Source organism: Pseudoalteromonas sp. 1_2015MBL_MicDiv (assembly GCF_002407505.1).
Lineage (GTDB): Bacteria > Pseudomonadota > Gammaproteobacteria > Enterobacterales > Alteromonadaceae > Pseudoalteromonas > Pseudoalteromonas fuliginea.
The window spans coordinates 291,045-312,475 of the sequence record NZ_CP012738.1; the positions used below are offsets into that span (position 1 = coordinate 291,045).

General features: G+C 37.9%; 22 protein-coding genes. 21 read left to right on the top strand and 1 reads right to left on the bottom strand.

The annotated features are described in order from the left end of the window. Positions 1-2: 2 nt before the first annotated feature. The 18 genes from AOR04_RS18795 (at position 3) to AOR04_RS18890 (ending at position 18,430) form a co-directional block, all read left to right on the top strand. Positions 3-1,031 (top strand): hypothetical protein, encoded by a 1,029-nt coding sequence (locus AOR04_RS18795; RefSeq protein WP_096794297.1) that lies wholly within the window; start codon positions 3-5, stop codon positions 1,029-1,031. Continuing rightward, the gene (locus AOR04_RS18800) at positions 1,028-1,879 is read left to right on the top strand and encodes a hypothetical protein (protein WP_096794298.1); all 852 of its coding nucleotides are present in this window, start codon (positions 1,028-1,030) and stop codon (positions 1,877-1,879) included. The genes AOR04_RS18795 and AOR04_RS18800 overlap by 4 nt, the downstream gene beginning before the upstream one ends. Next, positions 1,879-6,102, top strand: coding sequence for an RHS repeat-associated core domain-containing protein (locus tag AOR04_RS18805; protein WP_232525564.1), 4,224 nt, complete (start codon positions 1,879-1,881; stop codon positions 6,100-6,102). Before AOR04_RS18800 ends, AOR04_RS18805 begins: the two co-directional genes overlap by 1 nt. A 9-nt stretch (positions 6,103-6,111) precedes the next feature. Further along, on the top strand, positions 6,112-6,429 hold the full coding sequence (locus AOR04_RS18810; RefSeq protein WP_096794299.1) for a hypothetical protein: 318 nt from the start codon (positions 6,112-6,114) through the stop codon (positions 6,427-6,429). Between the two features lie 895 nt (positions 6,430-7,324). Then, positions 7,325-8,029 (top strand): hypothetical protein, encoded by a 705-nt coding sequence (locus AOR04_RS18820; RefSeq protein ID WP_232525565.1) that lies wholly within the window; start codon positions 7,325-7,327, stop codon positions 8,027-8,029. 41 nt (positions 8,030-8,070) lie between these two features. After that, the gene (locus tag AOR04_RS18825) at positions 8,071-9,045 is read left to right on the top strand and encodes a transposase (RefSeq protein WP_096794301.1); all 975 of its coding nucleotides are present in this window, start codon (positions 8,071-8,073) and stop codon (positions 9,043-9,045) included. A 229-nt stretch (positions 9,046-9,274) separates the two neighbouring features. After that, on the top strand, positions 9,275-9,997 hold the full coding sequence (locus tag AOR04_RS18830) for an EndoU domain-containing protein (RefSeq protein WP_198403038.1): 723 nt from the start codon (positions 9,275-9,277) through the stop codon (positions 9,995-9,997). A gap of 9 nt (positions 9,998-10,006) precedes the next feature. After that, on the top strand, positions 10,007-10,393 hold the full coding sequence (locus AOR04_RS18835; RefSeq protein ID WP_096794303.1) for a hypothetical protein: 387 nt from the start codon (positions 10,007-10,009) through the stop codon (positions 10,391-10,393). Between the two features lie 202 nt (positions 10,394-10,595). Continuing rightward, positions 10,596-10,952 (top strand): hypothetical protein, encoded by a 357-nt coding sequence (locus AOR04_RS18840; protein ID WP_096794304.1) that lies wholly within the window; start codon positions 10,596-10,598, stop codon positions 10,950-10,952. A 263-nt stretch (positions 10,953-11,215) separates the two neighbouring features. After that, complete coding sequence (locus AOR04_RS18850) at positions 11,216-12,088, top strand: hypothetical protein (protein WP_096794306.1); 873 nt, start codon at positions 11,216-11,218, stop codon at positions 12,086-12,088. After that, positions 12,085-12,810 carry a hypothetical protein gene (locus AOR04_RS18855; RefSeq protein ID WP_096794307.1) on the top strand — a complete coding sequence of 242 codons (726 nt, stop codon included), beginning with the start codon at positions 12,085-12,087 and terminating at the stop codon, positions 12,808-12,810. Before AOR04_RS18850 ends, AOR04_RS18855 begins: the two co-directional genes overlap by 4 nt. A 304-nt stretch (positions 12,811-13,114) precedes the next feature. Continuing rightward, complete coding sequence (locus AOR04_RS18860) at positions 13,115-13,888, top strand: ChaN family lipoprotein (protein ID WP_096794308.1); 774 nt, start codon at positions 13,115-13,117, stop codon at positions 13,886-13,888. Next, positions 13,882-14,472, top strand: coding sequence for a hypothetical protein (locus AOR04_RS18865; RefSeq protein ID WP_232525566.1), 591 nt, complete (start codon positions 13,882-13,884; stop codon positions 14,470-14,472). Before AOR04_RS18860 ends, AOR04_RS18865 begins: the two co-directional genes overlap by 7 nt. Positions 14,473-14,716: 244 nt before the next feature. After that, positions 14,717-15,490, top strand: a complete 774-nt coding sequence (locus AOR04_RS18870) for a ChaN family lipoprotein (RefSeq protein ID WP_096794309.1) — start codon at positions 14,717-14,719, stop codon at positions 15,488-15,490. Further along, on the top strand, positions 15,484-16,080 hold the full coding sequence (locus AOR04_RS18875; protein WP_096794310.1) for a tetratricopeptide repeat protein: 597 nt from the start codon (positions 15,484-15,486) through the stop codon (positions 16,078-16,080). The genes AOR04_RS18870 and AOR04_RS18875 overlap by 7 nt, the downstream gene beginning before the upstream one ends. A gap of 49 nt (positions 16,081-16,129) precedes the next feature. Then, positions 16,130-16,396 carry a hypothetical protein gene (locus AOR04_RS18880; protein WP_096794311.1) on the top strand — a complete coding sequence of 89 codons (267 nt, stop codon included), beginning with the start codon at positions 16,130-16,132 and terminating at the stop codon, positions 16,394-16,396. A gap of 321 nt (positions 16,397-16,717) precedes the next feature. After that, positions 16,718-17,236 carry a DUF6795 domain-containing protein gene (locus tag AOR04_RS18885; protein WP_007377072.1) on the top strand — a complete coding sequence of 173 codons (519 nt, stop codon included), beginning with the start codon at positions 16,718-16,720 and terminating at the stop codon, positions 17,234-17,236. 27 nt (positions 17,237-17,263) lie between these two features. Then, positions 17,264-18,430, top strand: coding sequence for a lipase family protein (locus tag AOR04_RS18890; RefSeq protein ID WP_096794312.1), 1,167 nt, complete (start codon positions 17,264-17,266; stop codon positions 18,428-18,430). Positions 18,431-18,974: 544 nt separating this feature from the next. Here the strand turns inward: AOR04_RS18890 and soxR are convergent. Further along, positions 18,975-19,457 carry a redox-sensitive transcriptional activator SoxR gene (soxR, locus tag AOR04_RS18895; protein WP_008134124.1) on the bottom strand — a complete coding sequence of 161 codons (483 nt, stop codon included), beginning with the start codon at positions 19,455-19,457 and terminating at the stop codon, positions 18,975-18,977. A 74-nt stretch (positions 19,458-19,531) separates the two neighbouring features. Between soxR and AOR04_RS18900 the strand changes: the two genes are divergently transcribed. The 3 genes from AOR04_RS18900 to AOR04_RS18910 all read left to right on the top strand — a co-directional run bounded on the left by AOR04_RS18900 (position 19,532) and on the right by AOR04_RS18910 (position 21,410). Further along, on the top strand, positions 19,532-20,005 hold the full coding sequence (locus AOR04_RS18900) for a flavodoxin family protein (protein ID WP_007377069.1): 474 nt from the start codon (positions 19,532-19,534) through the stop codon (positions 20,003-20,005). Positions 20,006-20,277: 272 nt separating this feature from the next. Then, positions 20,278-20,787, top strand: a complete 510-nt coding sequence (locus AOR04_RS18905; protein WP_096794313.1) for a DsrE family protein — start codon at positions 20,278-20,280, stop codon at positions 20,785-20,787. Beyond that, positions 20,787-21,410, top strand: coding sequence for an SGNH/GDSL hydrolase family protein (locus tag AOR04_RS18910; RefSeq protein ID WP_096794314.1), 624 nt, complete (start codon positions 20,787-20,789; stop codon positions 21,408-21,410). Before AOR04_RS18905 ends, AOR04_RS18910 begins: the two co-directional genes overlap by 1 nt. Positions 21,411-21,431 lie beyond the last annotated feature (21 nt).

Genomic DNA, 21,431 nt, shown 5'->3' on the forward strand with positions numbered 1-21,431 from the left:
CGTTGCTATCTAATTACTTAAGTAACTATGAAGCTCAATTGCTGGTAATTAGTAATGCGCAGCTTTGCCCGTTTACTTCTGTAGGGCATGTTAAAACACTCAAAAAAAGGCTACTAGAGTTATGTTGGTTAAATGCTAAACGTAATAACTTAAGCCAAGTATTTGTTAAGCCAAATTTAGAGCAGCTAATTGTATTTCAGGAAAGTGGACAGACCCATAATTCTATTTCTCAAGCTTGTATAGAAATAATGGCAAACCTTCCTCAAACCGTAAATATTAAGTTTATCAACTGTGTGCTTAACGAGCCTGAGTTACACGCGGTTGCAAAGTTAATTATACGTAAAGTTTTATTACAGCAACACAGCCTCAACCTTGTGCCTTTAATTGATATAAGCACTTTGTTTTTAGCTTATAGCACTGAGGATAAAATTTCAGACCAAGCTTTGAGTGCAATTGAAGAGATTTTATTCGTCACAAGTAAATCGAATACCAAAGAACTAATAAATATTTTTGATAATTTAACCAAAAATGGACTTGTTAACTCACCGTTAATGTCTCTTTTTTTACTATCGCTAAGTCTTGAACAAGTTAATGTTGTTAGTAACTATGCAAGCAACATTGTATCTGTTGATCATACTTTGCAAGTATTACTACAAAGTGGGTTTGTAAAGCTTATCCCGCTTGCTAATACGGTGCTGCATCAAGTAAAAAAGCCAGAGCAAATAGTTGCCTTGATTAAACGTATTCTTGGTGAAAAATTAGATGTACTCGTAAACTTTGAAACACAAATGCAAGCGAGAAATGGTAATGAACAAGCCTGTTTAGATTTTCAGCGGCAGTTACAGGCTAACTGGCCAAGCTATGAAAGCCAGATGTCTTCGCTGAGGTTACTTGCAGGCAGAACATTAAATGAGCCATTAAATGCGATAGAGATGTCAGCAATGGATTGTCAAAGCCAAGCGGTATTTAATCTATATACTTATTATCAGTCTGTTGCCGCTAGAAAAGAAAACTCAGGAACATTGTTATGAGTGCTTTTAGCGTATCAATAGATTATTTATCAATGCCTGCGACGACAAGTGTAGATGAATTACTATATGGTGATGTGACTGCCGCCCTAGAAGGGAAAAAATGGCAGTCGTGGGATGTATGTATTTACGATTGCATCGTAAAATCGAAAGAGCTAATTAATAAAGTAGAAGACTTTAATACGCCGCTTGTTTGGCTTTTGCCTGCATTATCTTATCAAAGTGAGCTTAAGCAATTACTTGAAAGCAGTTTAAAGCAGTTATACCCAGATCATGTTGAACACTTATTATTTTATGGTGTAACGAGTGCACATGTCGTAGTTGCTTTAACTAAAAAAAATCATTGGAAAAAAGTAAATATAATTGCGCTTGATGCAACTTTTAAAGCTGATGCATCAGGGCAATACAGCTACCAAGGTGTTGGCGGAGCATTTGCAACACTTGGGGCAAAAAAAACTGGGTGGTCGCAAGTAAACTACGAAATAACACCCTCAATTGATTTTGTTAAACATAATCAATTAAACGGTATGTTTACTCGAGTGGCTGAGCAAGCTCAGCAGTCTATTGATATTATTTTTGCGCCAGGAAATGGCATTAACCACGACAGTGAAGTGTGGTTAAACGATTTACAGCTGCTCAGTGCGTTAATTAATGAGCAGACACATTATGAGCTGCCTAATTATAAGTTAGGCCAAATTGGTGCGCTGGAAGGCGTTGTTAATTTATATCAATTAACAACGAGTCCCGTTATTGAAAATCATTGCAAACACGCTCTTATGATTTCGCAAGAACAAGCAAAGCACCAAGCAGTAGCATCATACTTATGGATAAGTGAGGAAGCACACAACTAATGCAAAGTAATACAGTTGTTTTACAAGGAAAAAGTTACCCTATTTGCCTCGTTGCTGGTAAAGGTCAAACGCCATCTGGTTATGCTCCTGTAGTAGCTAACACGCCTGAAAGTGCTAAAAAGCAAATTGCTCAAGTTGGCAGTACATTAACGAGCGATGCAACTAAACGTCTCGACGTAATTAACTTGCTCAACACTGCCGGTGTGAAATGTCCTCGTAGTGCCACAGCACGTGAAACTGCCAGTGTACTTTCGCAAGCGTTAGTTGCAGGTACTGTGAGTTGCTATCACCAAAAAGCAAAGTCGGCTATTCAAGTCAGCGATAATACAAATGCTGGCTCAGCAGGTAAAAAATCAGCTAAAAAGGGCGAGTCACCCGCGTCAGGAAAAAGTGCCGCGCAAGCACCGGTAACAAAGACGGGGGGGGCAAGCGATTCGACGCCAAGTGAAACACCCATTACTGAGCAAGAATGCCGTTCAGATCCGGTTTCAATGCTATCGGGTGAAGAAATACTGCCGCTAATTGATTTTACTTTAGCAGGCAGTCGCCAATTAATATGGCGACGTTTGTACCGCTCATCCCATACCGATGTGTGCAGTGTTATGGGAAATGGTTGGCGCCACGATTTTCTGGCAAGCCTTACTGAGCATTACCTGCCGCCGCCAAAAGTAGGCCCTAAGCAAAAAGGGACTTACTGGTTAGAGTACCAAGATGAGCACGGCGCTAAACACCGCTTTGAAAAAGTAAAGCCTGGGCAATCGAGCTATCAGTTAAGCAGTAACCTTGCACTGCATTATCAAACTAATGGTAAGCAAGTCCTCGTTACGCCAGACGATCAACACTTGACCTTTAAAGCCGGTGAAAATTCATGGTTACTTGAAAAAATAATCAATGAAAAAGGCCAAAGTATTGGTTTTTATTACGATGCTAAAGAGCGCATAAATCGTATAGAAGTAAACAAAGCACGTGGCTGTATTATTAGTTACAACCAACAGGGTTTACTAAGTAAAATTGCGGCTTACCACACAGATAAAAATAATAAACAGCAGCTTATATACCCTGTACTTGCAAGCTATGAATATGACGAAAACAACAACCTTATTCAAGCAACTAATCAGCAAAACGAAACTGAGCGTTACGCCTACAATGCCGCTAATTTATTAACAAAGCGTACCCGAGCCAGTGGCTTTAGCCACCATTTTGAGTGGGATAGCTACTCACCCAGCGCTAAATGTATAAAGCAGTGGGGCGATAACAACACCTATACTTACCAGTTTGAATATAACTTAGAGGCTGGTGAAACAACCTGTATAGATTCACGCGGTCATAAAGAGCACTTTGTACATAACGCACAAGGTAAACTGGTAAAGCATACCGATCCTAACGGCAATGTTTGGCAATATACATACAATGCACAAGGCCAAAAGCTCAGTGAAATAAAGCCAGATAGCAGTACAACACGTTATAGCTATACACCTTTCGGCCAATTAGAAACACTAACGCAGCCAGATGGTAGCCAAACGCATTTTGCCTACAACCAGCTTGGGCAACGTGTATTAACTACCTTACCTGATGGCCAAACCATTACGCGCAAATACAGTGTGGCTGGCTTATTACAAAGCGAAACCTTTGGCGATGGCCGCACCACATTATACAGCTACGATAAGCTCGGCCAGTTAACTCAGCATATAAATAAAAACGGCCAAATCACTAAGTTTATTTGGAACGAGCAAGGTGAGCTGCTAGCAAAACACCACAACGATGAGCTAATACGTTACAGCTACGACAGTCTAGGCCGCGTAAATGCCACACTTAATAACGCAGGTTTACTCACTCAATATAAGTACAATGAGCACGGCCAGCTTACACAAACAATTGCCTTTGATGAAAAAGAGCCTGAAAATAAACAGCATCAATATTTTAGTTACGACGAAGCAGGGCGATTAATTAGCTCGAAAAACAGCAAAGGCGATACCACAGAGCAACACTTTGAAGGACTAAGCCAGCCGCATTGTGTCATTCAGCCCGACGGCAGCGCACTGCATTTAACCTACGACAAAGAGCGAAACTTAACGGCCATTGAGCGAAGCGACGGCCACGTATACCGCATAAGTTACGACGCTAACGAAAACCCAACACAAATAACCGGGTTTGATGGCACGCTACAGCAGTATAAATATGATGCCTGTAACCGCCTAGCCTCAGTAACGCAAAGCAACAAACGCCACGTAAAAATAGAGCGCGACAGCCTAGGCCGTGTAACTGCGCAGCATGCAAGCCTTGCCAGTGACTCACATATCGTTAATAACGCCAATTACTACAGCTACACAAAGCAAGGTAAAATAGCGCGTGCACATAATGCGCAATCAACTTTAAAGCAGCAGTTTGATAAAGGCGGCAGGCTACTGTGCGCCGAGCAAGTTAATAACCAGCAACAAGCACATATTTTAAAATATAGCTACGACGAATACGGCAGAAGGCAAACCCAGACCCTGCCAGATTCAACCACGCTTAAATACAGCTACAACCAGTTTGGTCAACTAAGGGGTATTAACTTACTCCAAACCAACAGCAAAGAGGTTGAACTTGCAAAGCCGCTTGTAACATTAAGCTACGACAGCCAAGGTAATATTAAAACCCAGCAGTTTGGTAACAGCATTACGCTCACCCAACAGTTTGATGTATTCAACCGTTTAACGCAGCAGCAGCTTACACACCCAGCGCAAGCATTATTTGATACCTGTACATATAATTATGACAGCGTAAACCAGCTGATTGCCCGTAAAAACGAAGGTGTAAGCAGCAAAAATATCAATTTTGAATACAACAGCCTCGGGCAGTTAATACAACAAACACTGGCAAGCTCACGTGCTGATACAACTACGCATTATAAGTGGGATAGTTTTGGTAACCCGCAAAGCCAAACAGTAAAATCAAGCAAAAGCGATACAGACAGTAGCGGTACAGAAGCTAGTGATACAGGCGAGCTGGGTACAAAACATGATGCAGCCAGCTCTTCTATTGATTTAACACACGCCACGCATAGCGAATACAATGAGCTAGCGCTAAATAGTAGTGTAAATAGTAGTGTAAATAGTAGCAACGCTGACTCAGTAATAAACAATGAAGGCACTAACAACACCACGATAAACAGTGCCACCGACGCAGACCGCCTAACACAATTTGGCGACAGCGACTTTTACTACGATGAGTTCGGTAACCAAATACGCGAAACCGGCAAAGGCATTAAAACCCGCCGTGAGTATAACGCGTTTAATCAATTAAGCTGTTTTAACAACAACGGCACGCTTACTCAATACGATTACGACCCATTAGGTCGTCGTATCGCTAAGCACACCGAGCACGGTAAAATTGACTACATTTGGGATAACGACCAGTTAATTGGCGAATGCCAGCACGGTGAATATACGTGGTATATCAACCTCCCGAATCAATTTCACCCAGTAGCGCTTATTAAAAAAGGCGAGGTGTATTACTATCACCTAGACCAACTTAACACCCCGCGTTTTGTAACCAATAACAAAGCAGAAGTCGTATGGGAAAACCAAGCCGATGTATATGGCTATGAGGAGCCAGAAGCCGAGTCCGACTTTAATAAAGAAAGCAGCTTCACTCAGCCAATTCGTTTTCAAGGGCAATATTTAGATGAAGAGAGTGGCCTGCATTACAACCGCTACCGCTACTACAGCCCCAAACAACAACGCTTTATAAACCAAGATCCGATAGGCTTAGTAGGTGGGATAAACCACTACCAATATGCGCCAAATCCAGTTAATTGGGTAGATCCGTTTGGGTTGAGTTGTAAAGAGGGTTATGCAATTGTGAGGCAGTTTGTAAATGGGCATCAAGAGGGGCATTTTACAATAGAAGTTTTTCATGATGACCTAAGTTACGCAACACATCAGGTTATAACTGCTGAAGATTGGAGCGAAACAACTATTATCCGAGCAGGCTCCTTTAATGGAAAGGGGGAGCTAGCTCATGAGGCTAGAATACCGCTGCCAGATGCTGAAGCTGCAATTTTAGTTCAGAAAAATATGATAAGACAAGAGTTGGGAGCCTATCATGTATATACAAATAGCTGTTTATCCCATGTTGCTGATATTTTATCTGCTGGGGAAGGTCCTCAGTATGAAAAAACACGAAGAGGTTACTACAAGCTCTTCAAAGATAACGACTTTGGAAGATTATCAACTGATTAGGATTCTTTAATGGCTCTAATTTATTGTAAGAAACATGGTGAAGCAGGTGGAAATCCATACGTTTCGAAACTTTTACAACAAGCTGTATTAGCTGGTGAAAAAATTGATTATGTGAAATTAAAATTAGATTTCTATGATGGTGATGTACTTTTTGACTCTGTAACTTACTTTTTGGCAAAAAGTGAGCTTCCATCTCCTTTTGTTGGTTTAGATGTTGTTAGTTTATATGGTGAGTCTGACGAGCAGTATAGCGACTCACTTTTACTACCATTATTAGAAGGTGGAGGGGTGTGCAATAAATGTTTTAAAGAGTGGTTAATGTTGTAATCTAACACTTAGGGTTAGTGAATTGGTTGACCATAATATTTTAGGCAGGAAAATAACAAAGACACCCACTTTAAATAGTGTTAACGCAATACTTTGATACAGATCCTGAGTGGCTGTTAGGCATTTTATTTTCTACTGGGATAGCGTTTTGTCTTATAAATTTTAAGGTAAGCCAAGGCTCTTTTTTTTGCGCAAAGATATTAAAATTCTATGCTTTATTTTTAGTTGTGATTTGCTTACCGACTTTTATAATTTTAGAAGGTAATGGTTATTACATTGCTACAGTTATCAATACAGCCTTTATGTTGCTCTCTTTTTATTTAATAAGAAAATAAACTAGACACCCACTTAAATAGTAGGTGTTAACTTACTGGTAACACGTTGTAATAAAACAATATAACACTAAAAAAGTAACGAAATAATATAATGCAGTCATTGTAAATCTATATTACGAATATGCTCTTTAACAACATGGATGTTGTAAGGGCTTAGGTTTTTAGCCTAAGCCCTTATCGTTTATACCCGCCAAACAGCGCTAAATTGTGACAGCTAAGAAAATATTCACGCTAAATAATCGTGTTACCACCAAAAAGCGAAGTCGGCTATTCATTTACACCAAGCCAATAGCGAAGCGAATGATTCAGCTAGCGCAGCAAAGCCGCTTGTAACATTAAGCTACGACAGCCAAGGTAATATTAAAACCCAGCAGTTTGGTAACAGTATTACCCTCAATCAACAGTTTGATGTATTTAACCGTTTAACACATCAACAGCTTACACACCCAGCACAAGCACTATTCGATACCTGTACGTACAACTACGACAGCGTAAACCAGCTGATTGCCCGTAAAAACGAAGGTGTAAGCAGCAAAAATATCAATTTTGAATACAACAGCTTGGGGCAGTTAATACAACAAACACTGGCAAGCTCACGTGTTGATACAACCACACATTACCAGTGGGATAGCTTTGGTAACCCGCAAAGCCAGACTGTTCAATCAAACACAAACGATGCGGGCATTAGCGGTACAGACACTAGTGATACAGGCGAGCAGGGTATAGAACATGATGCAGCCAGTAACGAGTATACTAATGCCAGCTCTTCTATTAATTTAACACGCGCCACCCATAGCGAATACAATGAGTTAGCACCAAATAGTAGTGAAAGTAGTAGCAAAAATAGTAGCAACGCTGACTCAGTAGTAAACAATGAAAGCACTAACAACACTATAATAAACAGTGCCACCAACGCCGACCGCCTAACACACTTTGGCGACAGCGACTTTTACTACGACGAGTTTGGTAACCAAATACGCGAAACCGGCAAAGGCATTAAAACCCGCCGCGAATACAACGCGTTTAACCAGTTAAGCTGTTTTAACAATAACGGCACGCTCACGCAATACGACTACGACCCATTAGGTCGTCGTATCGCCAAGCACACCGAGCACGGTAAAATTGACTACATTTGGGATAACGACCAGCTAATTGGCGAATGCCAGCACGGTGAATATACCTGGTATATCAACCTGCCAAATCAATTTCACCCAGTAGTGAATAAACTAGACACCCACTCTAATTTTTGCAGTTTGGCGAACTAAGTACTAGGCTTTCATCAGTGTGAAAACAAGCAGAGTGTCTTATGGCAATCGCAAGAAAGCGTCAAGTAAGTTTGGTTGATACAAAGTACTACCACTGTATATCACGTTGTGTTCGGCGTGCTTTTTTGTGCGGTGAAGACCATTTTACTGGTCAATCTTACGAGCACCGCAGAGGGTGGGTTGAAGACAAACTGCTAGAGTTAGCCAAGATATTTTGTATTGACGTCTGTGCTTATGCTGTTATGAGTAACCACACCCATTTAGTCCTGTATGTTGATGATAAAAAAGCGAATCGGCTGAATGACAAAGCAATTGTTATTCGCTGGCATAAACTTTGTAAAGGCACTGTACTCACGCAAAAATACATACAAGGTGAAAAGCTAAGTAAAGCTGAGCTTATCTTTTTTAATCAAACAGTAAAGGAATATCGAGAACGCCTATCAAGTATTAGCTGGTTTATGCGGTTGTTAAATGAAAACATAGCCCGCAGAGCAAATAAAGAAGATAACTGCACTGGCAGGTTTTGGGAGGGACGTTTTACATCACAAGCATTATTGGATGAAGCTGCATTGGCGGCCTGCATGGCGTATGTAGATTTAAACCCCATCAGAGCCAAAATGGCAAAGACACCAGAAGAATCAGACCATACCAGTGCTCAAGTACGGTTAATATGCGCAAAAGAAGGCAAGCAGCCAAAACAATTACTCCGCTTTGCAGGCATGCCACGTCAAATCATGCCAAAAGGGCTACCCTTTGAGCTTAAATCGTACCTTGAACTTGTTGAGTTAACAGGGCGTTGTATACGAGAAGACAAACGAGGGTATATTGAGAGTATACAGTTACCCTTACTCGAAAGAGTCAATATTTCCTCTGAAAACTGGTTGAAACTCACCACACAATTTACACGCGTATTTCACGGCGCAGTAGGCAGGCCGACCTCACAAGCAAGTTATTGTGAAAACTTAAGCAGAAAACGGCGAGCTAATATAAGTAATTGTGAAAAGCTATTAGCATAAACCTTAAATTACTCAGTAGAAAAGTTAAAACTGCATCATGCAGTCATTATCATGCGTGTAATTTAGGTTTAAGAGTGATGATTGCTGATTTACTGGATGAAATAAAAGTAACGTAGTCGTAAAACATTAATTATTGACCTAAAAAAGTAAATCTAGACACAGCTTTGCCACTCTAAATTAGAGTGGCTGTCTAGTTTAGTTGTTTATGCTGCATCCAAATTGTGGAAGTTTGAATATATCATCTAATTCAATTCAGGTTACTGAAAGTAAGCATATATCTGAACTGCTCGCTGAGAATATGGGTGAATACCACTGGGCTGCTTGTACTTACATTGATGGGCATGAAAATTCGAATGTTATTCATGATGAAGAAGGCATATTTAAAGAAGAGTCAGGACAGTATTCACAGTTGAATGGTGATAAATGGGATGCATTAACTGAAGAAGGCGATGCAGAAAAAAGGAACTTTAATGAGCGTTCAGGGACAGAAAGCATAAGTGATTTAGAACGCACTAATATTGATATGAATATCAATGCATCAAAAGCGGTTGCTAATATAACTGCTCCTATAGACTTTGATGGGCATATTTTAAATGCTGAAGTTAAGCGTAAAGGGTCAAGAATTCAAGTCGTGGGTGGACATTCGGTTTGCAATGGGAGTATTCGAGTAATATCAGGGACTAAGTCAGTTCCAAATGAACATGGTGTATATAAAGCAGAAATAGAAGTACTTGACCCTTCTAATGAAGGTCAATATCTAGCTAAAACAAATGGTGGGGGGGTATCTACAATGTTTCCAGATTCATGGACTGCTGATAGGATCAAAGTAGAAGTTGATATTGCTTATAAAAATAAAGTTATCGATGGTGAAATGTGGACAGGAACAACGCCCAGCGGAATTAAAGTAAAAGGGTGGTTAGAACCAAAAACTACTGTTTATCCATTATATTAAGGTTTAATTATGAAAATAAGTTTTTCTTGGAAAAAAGACGTTGATTCTATTTATCCAGTTTGCTCTTCAATCACAGAAAATAACGATGGTAAAAGTATCCTATCTAGTCTTCTCATGGATGACGGTGGATTACCATACAATGATACTATTGCTTGGGTTGATGAAGGTATAAAAAGAATAAACTCTGTTTTAACTAGTGAATTTGCTGTTCTTGACTGGGATCGCGAAAGATGGGGAGCTGAATTTACTATTGAGAACGCACAAGTTTATGCTTTACTTGATGATAGCTACTTTCAAATTTTAACTACGCAACAGCTGAAAAAGGCCCTTCTTGAATGGAAGTTATTTTTAGAATCGACCCCAAATTTACAAAATATAATTGAAGTAGATTTATAGTGTTGAGGTTTGGTAATTAAAATAATCAGGAGATATTTTACCTTTTCCATAGAAACTATTACATTTTTATAAGAAAAGAATTTTTCAAATAGAAAGATAGCATTCCCTTTATTGGATTACTTATTTATAAGTTTTATTCAAAATGTAGTGGCATTGTACTGGTGAAATAATACCGTTTAGATTTTCAAATGAGGTATGGAATATGATTTCACGTAAGCCAAATGATCGTAAAATCAATTTAGATTTAATGAGTAATGAGTTTAAATCAAATTCAGAGAAAGACGCTTTTTTGAAATGGTTTTTGGATGCTCTAGGTAAGACAGAGGTAATTAATAAAAGGCGCCATATAGCAATTTGCCCTATATGTAATGAAAAAAATTTTTTATTACATGAGGAAAATAAAGTCATATCCAAGTATGAGTACAGAATACCCAATGGAGAAATAAATTTTATTGTGGACTCATCTATTCAGCATCTAGTTTCGGTACATTCCTTAGTGCCGGATCGGTCGCTGATTGCAGCCCTAGAAAATTTGTATTGCAAGTCACCTGAAAATTAGCTGTTCATTATGGTATGTATAAATATCACAAATTTAACACTTCAAGACGTTGTTTCATCTACGCTAAAAAACAACCCCAGCAAGCAATTTAAAGAAAGGTGGGGTGACGAGTATTTAAGTCGCGCAATGAAATTATGGGGCGGAGTTAAGGAGTGTTATTTAAAAAGAAAAATAATTAAGACACCCACTTTAATTAATGGGTGTTAATTTACTACTAACACGCTGCACTTAAGCAACATAATACTAAAGAAAAGGACTCTTCGATGCCAGCAATGAAATTAATCCAATCCGTAGGGATTGTCGACGCAAATAAGCCAGACGATGTAAAAGCAGTACAAACTGCTTTAAATTCACTTCTTTCCCTTATAGCACCTACTAGAAAACTTACTGTAGACGGTCGTTTAGGCTCACGTCCTGAGAACTCTAAAACCGTAGCGGCTATTAAGTTGTTTCAAAGCAAAGTGGTAAATATGGTACGTCCAGATGGAAAAATAGATCCAAATGGGCGCACTCATAAAAAAATTAATGAAAAGCTAGCGAGTGCTGCAGCGGTTGCGGTTATACCAATATCTGGCAATTTAAAAACGAAACTAAAACAAAGTATGGTGAAATATGAAGGTAATGTTCCTCATATGTATTTAGATACAAAAGGCTATGTAACCGTTGGCGTAGGTCATTTATTAAAAGATGTTGAGGCTGCAAAAAAAGTTCCTTTCACCGTTCGAGATACGGGAATTATTGCATCAACGAAGCAAATTGAAGATGAATTTAAACTAATTAAATCAAGACCGTTTGGTAAGGATGAAGGCTTTGGTCGTTTCAAACCTTTTACTAAGTTAATAATTACTGAAGCTGTAGCAAACGCTCAAATTGATCAGCATATTAAAACGTTTGAAAGTGAGCTTAAACGTATATATGGCGCATCTGAATTTTCAAGTTACCCAGATGATGTTAAGTTAGCCCTGTTTGATTTAATATTTAATTTAGGGATGACAAAACTTAAAGACACTTTCCCTAATTTTAACAAGCATATGAAAGTCCATGATTTTAAAAAGGCGGCTATTGAATCAAATAGAAAAGATGTATCGGCTGAGCGCAATACTTATGTCCGCAATTTACTGGTGAATGCAAAATGATAAAGAAATTAATTTTACTTGCATGTATTAGTATCTCAAGTACAGCATGTGCAGAAATAGACAAAAACAAAATAACTCCGACATATAGCTCGGAAAATAAAACCAATAGATACTTTACAGAGGCTATGGCATTAGAGCAGCAGGAACAGGTTAAGACTCTAATTTATAAAAAGTGGTATTTTGAAGAAAGTCTTCTTAAAGACGGTAACCCTAATAAAGTAGTTACTAGCTGTAATACTTTATTTAATGCTTTGGATGAAGGTTTTAACGCATTTAGTTATCGAGAGCAGGGCGTTATAAAAGCTATGAATAAAGTGTGTTTAATATGGTCACATATGGGGGAGTTGAACGCTTCTGATGCTAGTTTTTTGACTGATTTTGAACATGGTTCAGCACTACCAAAACAAATGCCTCCAGAGCTCGCTTTAATTATTTCAAATGACGATGAGCGCCGCTTAGCAAGTGCAAGTAGCTGGGAAGAAATGAGCCGTGTTAAAGAAGTGCAGTCATTAAATAAGGACCAAGCTATTTATTACGACAACAGCGGCGGTATTCAAAAGCTAACTGTTATGGCTAAAGGCGATTATAACAACGACGGCATAGAAGATATGGTGTTGTATATGGATAATAGTGTTGAAGAGGGGAGTTACGGCTCTACTTATGGTTATGTGGTAACACGGCTAGCCGCTGATGCGCCATATACGCTAATTAAGCAGTTCTAATTACGTCAAGTTTAAAGTAAATAAGCGATCAGCAGCTAAATAAAATATCCACTTTAAATCGAGGGTGTTTTATTTAATTGCCGCTTTAAATGATTGAAACGAAAAATAACACAAACCTCATTGCAAATAACAAATTACAGTGACCCCATCATGTATTGGTATTGGTATTGGTATTTGTTGTTAAGCTTACTTTTCAGGGCTTGAGTAAACTTTGATCTAGCTTCACTGCTCGTAGTTAGAAGACATTTAAATATAGAGTATGGATTTAATTAATCGACTAAGTTTTAAAAAACAAGGATAGGTAATGAATAAAATAAACACGGATGTCAATTATAAAACAATGGCCGGTAATGCGCGCTTAGTTATGCTTGGCGAATCAAGCCATATCACTGCTGGTTATAAGTATGAAGCAATTAAGGCGATCAAACAGTTAAAAGCTGCAGGTTTTACGCATTTTGCAATTGAAATGCTGCCACATTCAATGCAAGAAAAAATAGAGTTTTATCAACGAACAGGTAAAGGTTTCAAAGAAATTCAGCAATATTTTGATGAAAATTGGGCTTGGGGATATCTAGTTCCTAAAGCTTATGGAGAATTAGCAAAAGCAGCTCGAGATATTGGCTTAAAAATTATAGCCTTAGATATTTCACAAGAAATGATGGAGATAATGGATAAAGAGTGTGTTTATGATCAGTATATAGATAAAAAGTGCTCTAATACACATACTCGTCGCAATGGTATTTGGGCTGACAACATCGTTGAAATCTTAAATGAGTCGGAAAAGCATCGTGTAGTTGCTTTTATGCACCGATGGCATGCTGTACAAGCTGCAGATTATGAGCCTGGTCTTGATACTCTTATGCAAAAAAAGGGGATCAACAGTATTCGATTTATAGATTTTATAGGTGGCATTGCTTGTCTATCTCAAAGGCGTTGTGAAGGTGACTCTACTGAAATAAATACACTCAAGCAGCAATACTTTTATCGTAAAGGCTTCCCTTATAAATCTTCAGTTATAACGTTTCAAGTCCATATTCCTGAGAAAAGAGTTAATGCAGATGGAACACTAAAATGGTAAAAAAAATATTTTTAGCTCTTTTTGTTTATAGCACAGTCATTGTTCAAGTTCAGGCCAAATCTTTATCAAAAAATTTATGGCCAGACCTTGATATAAATAATCCCAAGCTATCAAAAAGTACAGCTATGCAGCAATGCCAAAAAAGCTTGATGTACGCGCCTAGGATGCTTGAAAGCTGGTGTGAAAAAGCTTATGAAATGGGAGCCTGGGAAGCATTACTTTATATTGGTTATCATACAGGAGACGGTTCACGTTATGTAAATGAAGTAAAACGTCGCGTGTTGAAAAATGAAAATTTGGCTATTCGCAAGCTTGCGTGGCTTTATGACGGAGGTTTGTTTATTGAGAAAGATTTAAAAGAAGCCGCCCGTTTATATGAGCTTTTTCTGACCCAAGCAAAAGAGCCCTATCCAATTCTGTTAAGGTCGATTCATTACGATTTAGCAAAAATCTATACAAAGCTTGAAGATTGGCCAAATGTTATTATTAATGCACAATATGTGATAGATCAAAAGTTAGGCGATGGCTCTGATACCTTAGCTAAAGCACTAAAAGAAGATGCTGTCGTAGCAATGAACAATTAACTATCAAATCCACAAAGGAAAATTACAGTGACACCTATCCGGAAAATTACAGTGACACCTATCCCAATATTGGGGGACTTATAGCTACTATAAAAATTTCATCATATAGGGTATTGACTACTAAATTTATTTTTTAGAGCCCGAGTAAACCTTGAGTTAGCTTCATGGCTTGTAGTTAGCAAACATTTAAATATAGAGTATGAGTGTAATTAACCGACTAAGTTTTAAAACATAAGGAAATACAGTGAATAAGATAAACACGGATGTAAATTATAAAACAATGGCCGGTAATGCGCGCTTAGTGATACTTGGTGAATCGAGTCATAGCACTGCTGGTTATAAGTATGAAGCAATAAAGGCAATCAAACAGCTAAAAGCTGCTGGTTTCACGCATTTTGCAATCGAAATGCTACCAAGAGCTATGCAGGAAAAAATAGACTTTTATCAGCGCACAGGTAAAGGCTTTAATGTTATACAGCAGTATTTTAATAAGTATTGGACCCATGGCTATTTAACACCTCATGCTTATGGTGAACTTGTTAAGGCTGCGCGCGATATTGGAATGAAAATAGTCGCGCTGGACGTGTTAGTTGAAACAATGGATATAATGGATAGTGTATGCTCTTCAGAGAAGGGTATAGGAGGCGATTGCTTTGATACTCATACTTATAGAAACGCACTTTGGGCAGTTAATTTAGCTACTATATTAAACCGTTCAAGTCAGAATAGGGTTGTTGCTTTTATGCATCGCTTTCATGCTGTACTAAATGCAGCAGACCAGCCTGGTGTTGATGTATTTCTTAAAGATCACAATATTTTCAATGTACGCTTTATCGACTTTATCGGAGGGTTAAGTTGCATAAGTGATAGACGCTGCTCAGGTGACTCTAATCAGGATGAATTCTTAAAAGAACGCTATTTTTATCGAGAAGGCTACCCGTACGAATCATCCGTTAAATCTTTTCAAGTGCATATACCTGAAAAGCGTGTGAATAGTGATGGTTCACTACAATGGTAAAAATAATATCAATAATTATCTTTACTTGGTGTTTTGTATTTCCTTCGGTTTTGAGAGCATCACTTTTTCCTAGTATAGATATTAACTCCCCTAACCTAACTGTAGAGAAAGCCGCTAAGCAATGCGAAAAGAGCTTAATGCATGCACCTGATCAATTAGAAGCATGGTGTGAAAAAGCATATAGTCTTGGTGATTGGGAGGCTTTGTATTACATAGGCGTGCACACTGGAGATGGGTCTCGTTATTTAGAGGAAATTAATTCTCGTATTGCAAATAACGAGTATAGTGCTTTAAAAAAACTTGCTTGGATATACCGAAGTGGCCACTTCGTAAAAAAGGATTTAAAAGAATCTGCACGATTATATGAATTATATTTACTCCATGATAATGAAATGAATTTTCAAACTGTTTCGGCACATTTTGAACTATCAACTATTTACCAAAAGCTTGGTATGTGGAATAAAGTGATTTCTCATACAGATTATGTAATAAATTATGCAAATAGGACCGATTGGGAGCATCGCGCTCAATATATACAAAAGCAAGCCAAAGCATCATTAGCTGAAAATGAATCATTAAATAAAAACTGAAATATAAAGGAGCTATTAACGCTTTAATTTAAAGCGCTATAGAAATTACATGGAACAAAAAAAACAGAACACACTAAGCAACCTCGTTTACGATATATACGAGACCCCCACTTTAATAGAAGAGCATCGACCGCTTATTCAGCCTTTACTTATTGATTTAGTGGCTACAGCGCCAGATGGGTTTGAGGGTATGGCGACGATGATTAATACCCATATTTCAAACGGCTTAAAGTTTAAAAACCCTAAAATACAAAAGTTTGAACTTGAATCTGGGTTATTAAAACTTAAAACTTACTTTCAAAAAATAAACCGTTAACGACTTATTTTTTAACGTTGAGTACTTAAATCAATGGTTGTTATAGGTCGGTATATTCATTCATTAAACAGTATAAAAAAATACTTTTAAATCAGAGTTAAATCTACGATTTTGCCCTGATGTATAGCGCAGTACGGATGAAAAATAAACTGGTTGTTTTTTGTTCCAAATGCATGCAGTATAATTGTATTTTATTAGAGTTTTTAGTTTTAATAAGTTTGATTATCGCTTGTTATTTAAAATAAAAAGCACTTAAAGAGTGTAATTAAATAGAAATATATATTACGTAATGTATAGCTAAAACTTGGGAGATAGTTTGCTTTGTTATTATCACGTTTAAAGATTTCTTTACTGGTAGTAGTGTCTATTACCGTTATTTTTTTTACTACAACACAGGCTTTTGCAGATATGTTTGGCTTTTCAAAAAAGCAGGATTTTACTTTATCAGTTCCGATTAGTGGTCAACTGCTAAATGATGGTAAACCACTTGCGAATATTACCATATTTAAGTCATTCACTTTTGGTGATGAGTATTTAGATGAAACGACGTCAGACGAAAATGGTAATTTTTCTTTTCCTGAGCGAGTTATTAAAACCTCGAAGCCAGCGAATATGTTCGATAATGGGTCTCTAATTCAGCACATCTACATAAAAAAAGATAACTCGAAAGATATTGTTTTATGGTTTGCCAGAATTGGTTTACATAAGCAGAGTAAAACTTTGAATGAGTATTTAAATAATCTAGTGTGCGACATTGCAAAAGAGCCTCAAACTTACGATATACCGGTTGTTGAAGATAAAGAACACGTTTTTACAGTTTATACAGCCTGTAAAATTTAGTTTATAAACAATTTAAAAGGATTTAGCATGAATACATTAACACCTGCACAAGCGGTACAACTCGCGTTACTTGCTTATGATGCCAAAGATATCAAAAGTACGGATCTAATTAATAACTCTTTATCTCCGGCTTTACGTGGAAAGTTCGACTTTTCTGTAAGTCCTAGTTCAGTACAAGGTGTGTCAGGCGGCTTTATTTCGCACCTATTTGGATTAAGTTCTGGTTTTGGCCTAGTTGGTCACGGAACGGGGGCTTTTAAAGGTGAGTCTGTAATTGCTATTAGAGGGACCGATACAATACGTGATGGCATAACTGATGCTCATTTTGGTTTAAGCGGTGGTTCAAACGGTAGTATGGTGCATGCGGGGTTTAATAAAACATTTTATACTATGAAGCCTAAGCTACAAGAGTTTGTCACTGCTAATATTAAGAATAAAATGACGGGTGGTGTTCATGTTGTTGGCCATAGTTTAGGTGGTGCTTTAGCTACGTTATCCGCTGATTGGATCAAAGCGGAATATTCATTACCAGTAAAGCTGTATACATTTGGCTCACCGCGAGTAGGGCTTGAAGGTTTTTCAAGGGCAGCGACATCGAGAATTGATAAAATTTACCGTTGTACCCATGGCGCTGATCCAGTTGCTAAAGTCCCTTTATGGCCATTTTCACATGCACCGTATAATGGGCAAGAAATCCGTTTAGATAATGGGCAAGGTCTTAAAGGTGCTGCTCATAAGTTGGACGGAACGCCTGGTTATATTAATACGGCAAACAGCAGTGATTGGAATAACTTAACCGTAAAAGCTAATCATTTTCTAAGCACACCAGTGCGTTTAAAGTTTGAAGATAGAAACCAAGCTTCATTTAATGCGCATTGGTCTGATAAATTAAGTGCGGCATTAATCACCTTGTTAAAAGATGCGGGCTATTACAGCGCTGTCGCTGCACAAGCAGCTATTGGAACCGGATTAACGTTTTACGATATGCTTGCTCGTACTATCGATAAAATAGCAAAGGCGTCTGCATCATTTGCAGTACAAACGCTAGGCTTGTTAGGGCATATGTTAGTGTTTGCCGGTAAAGTTATTAATAAAGCTGTAGAGCTTACTTACAGCTTTATTAAATGGGTGTTTGATTCTACGTTAGGTGCTTTATACCGAGCTGCTAGAGATGGCTTAAATGGTTTAGGTTAAAAGAGATAATTTAGTTAACGCTGAAAATAGCTGCTCGAGATTGATTTATTATCCAGAGTTCAGGTTAGTTACTACTCTCTAGGCTTGTTTATCTTTTTGAGTTCAATTTACACCAGTATGTTTTATTTTTAGACAAGGCAGAGCCTATGCAATGTGGTTATTTCCCAAAAATAGGTGATAAAGTAATATAAATGCCAAGCATGCGTTTCCCTTTGGGTTCGTCCTAGGGGGTATTTGCTTACATAAATGCAGGTAAGGGCGTGAACAGGACGCGGAAACTTTGCTCTATTTTTACTTACTCTTTCATGGATGTAAGAATAAGTACGCATGAGCAGTTACCGAGCTCACTCGGTTACAAGCCTCGCGGTGCGATTAAATAGCCTTAGTGGTTTAAAGCACTGACAAATAATTTCAAACGTTCTTACTTTTGCTATACCAACCCGCAAAAATACTTAATCAATTTGAGGGATTAAATCTGACGCTAACTGCGTTAAAAGTTTCTGTCTTGTTATCAACACGATTTTCTTACCTCAAAATAGATCACTTAATTAGGAGAATTGGTATAATCAACTTTATCTAACAATACAGCACCGCTTTGTTGCTCTCCTAAATGGTCATCCTTATTGTAAATAGGGCAGTTTTTAAGTGATAAGCAGCCACAACCAATACAGCCATCTACTTTGTCACGTAAACGCTGCATATAAGCAATGCGATCGTCGAGCTGTGCTTGCCAATGCTTAGAAAGCGCTGACCAGTCTTGCTTGGTCGGGGTTCTGTTGTCTGGCAGTGTGGCTAGCGTGTTTTTAATTTCCTCTAGCGTAATTCCCATTGTTTGCGCTGCTTTTATAACCGCCACACGGCGAAGTACATCGGGTTTATATCTACGCTGATTACCACTATTTCGCCAGCTTCTTATTAAATACTTAGTTTCGTAAAAATGTAGGGTTGATACTTTTACACCACTTCTTTTTGCCACATAGCCGACGGTTAGGTTAGCTTCTGTTAATTTTTTTTGTTCTGTGCTCATTTTAAATCCATATATTGACCTCAATAATGGTTGAGGTTTTAAGCTGCTCCCAACATAAAAAAGGAGCGAGTTAAATGCAATATAAAATTAAAAAAAATTCAGTAATAATTTATTCAAGTGCACGTAGAGAAGGAAATACATCAGCACATGCTAATAGTTATGCAGAGCAAAATGATATTCGCGTTATTTGTCTTGATGACTATAAAATACCGCCATACTGCTATAGTAAGAACTATAAAAATGATGATTTTTATACTGTTTTTGAGTCGTTACTCGATTATGAACATTGGATTTTTGCATCCCCCGTGTATTGGTATAACACCACGGTACAAATGAAATCGTTTATCGATCGGATCACAGATTACATGGACGACGAAAACTTAAAGCCTAAGTTACGCGCGTTACGTACAAAAGAGTTCTCGTTGCTATCAAATGCCTCTTCTTTTGAAGCCCCTGATGCCTTTGTACAGATGTTTAAGCAAACCTTTGGTTATTTAGGTATGCGCTTTGTAAGCCATAGCCATAAAAATACGCAATCGGCAGCATAATAAACAACCTATTCCTCGACGGGGTGTTTATTTTTAGATGTTAACACGCAGGCAATATAGCGGCTGCGTGTTATTACTCCTTTATAGAAATAACATCCCATAAACGCTGTTCGAGCAGAGCGAAGGTGTTGCACTTCTTTCATTTATTGATTACAAGTTTTGCATCATAATTAAACAGTCTTTAATTTGAATGAACTTTATCCAAAAAGATCAACACGCCCTGCTTTTGGTAGTATATTAAATAGGCTTGATTACTTAAAAACACAGGATTTATGAAATATTTACTATTACTTTTACTTATTAGTCCGCTTTCACAAGCTAATGACCTCCCGATCAAAGGGTTTGGCAGCTTCTATAATGTACCAAAACACGAGCCAATTAGTGCTTCTACCTCGTTTAGAATAGCTTTTGATGTTGCTGATGGCGCTAAAGAAGGCGCGCAAAATAATTCAATAAATTCGTTAGCGCGTTTTATTAACATGCATGTAGCGCATGGTGTAAAGCCTGAAAATATACAACTCGCTTTAGTTGTGCACGGTAGCGCAAGTGTTGACGTGTTAGCTAATAGCGAATATAAAAAACGGTTTAATATTGATAATAAAAACCGGTACTTAATTGAACAATTACTCGTAAATAATACACAGGTTTTTGTGTGTGGTCAGTCAGCTACATATTTTAAAGTTACTCCTGAACAGCTTATTCCTGGCGTTAAAATGTCACTTTCTGCGATGACTGCTCATGCCCAACTACAACAGCAAGGCTATACGTTGAATCCATTTTAATGATAAAAAACATTTTATGCTTTGGCGACTCTAATACTTGGGGTTTAAACCCCGTTACAGGAGGGCGTTTTGACGAAAGTATTCGCTGGACATCACAATTAGCCACAAAATTAGGGTCAGGCTTTAATATTATTGAAGCAGGGCAACCCAATCGTACCTTAGTAAACCATCCGCCGTATAACGGTTCACTTTCGGGTGTTAGTTATTTAAAACCTTATTTGGAAGAGTATGCGCTCGATGTAATTATTATTGCACTTGGGACAAACGATCTGAAAAAGCGTTTTAATTTAGCTCCAGAATGCATTGCTCTGGGGTTAAATAATTTAATTAATGATATTTTTGATTTTTATAGTTTAAATAATCAACATGATGAAAAGCCAAAAATAATTATTTTGAGCCCGGCCTATGTACGTTGTAGAGGCCCTTACAAGCATATTTATGAAGGTGCGGAGTGCAAAAACGTTGCGCTAAAAGAGCAATTCAAAAATATTGCACAAAATAAAAAAATTATATTTATTGATCTTCAATCTTTAGTGCACGTATCAATAGAAGATGGAATTCATATTTGTGAAAATCAGCATCAAGTAATAGCCAAAGCGCTTTACGATGTTGTGAAAAAGTAAACTTGGTTAAGCCATTTATTT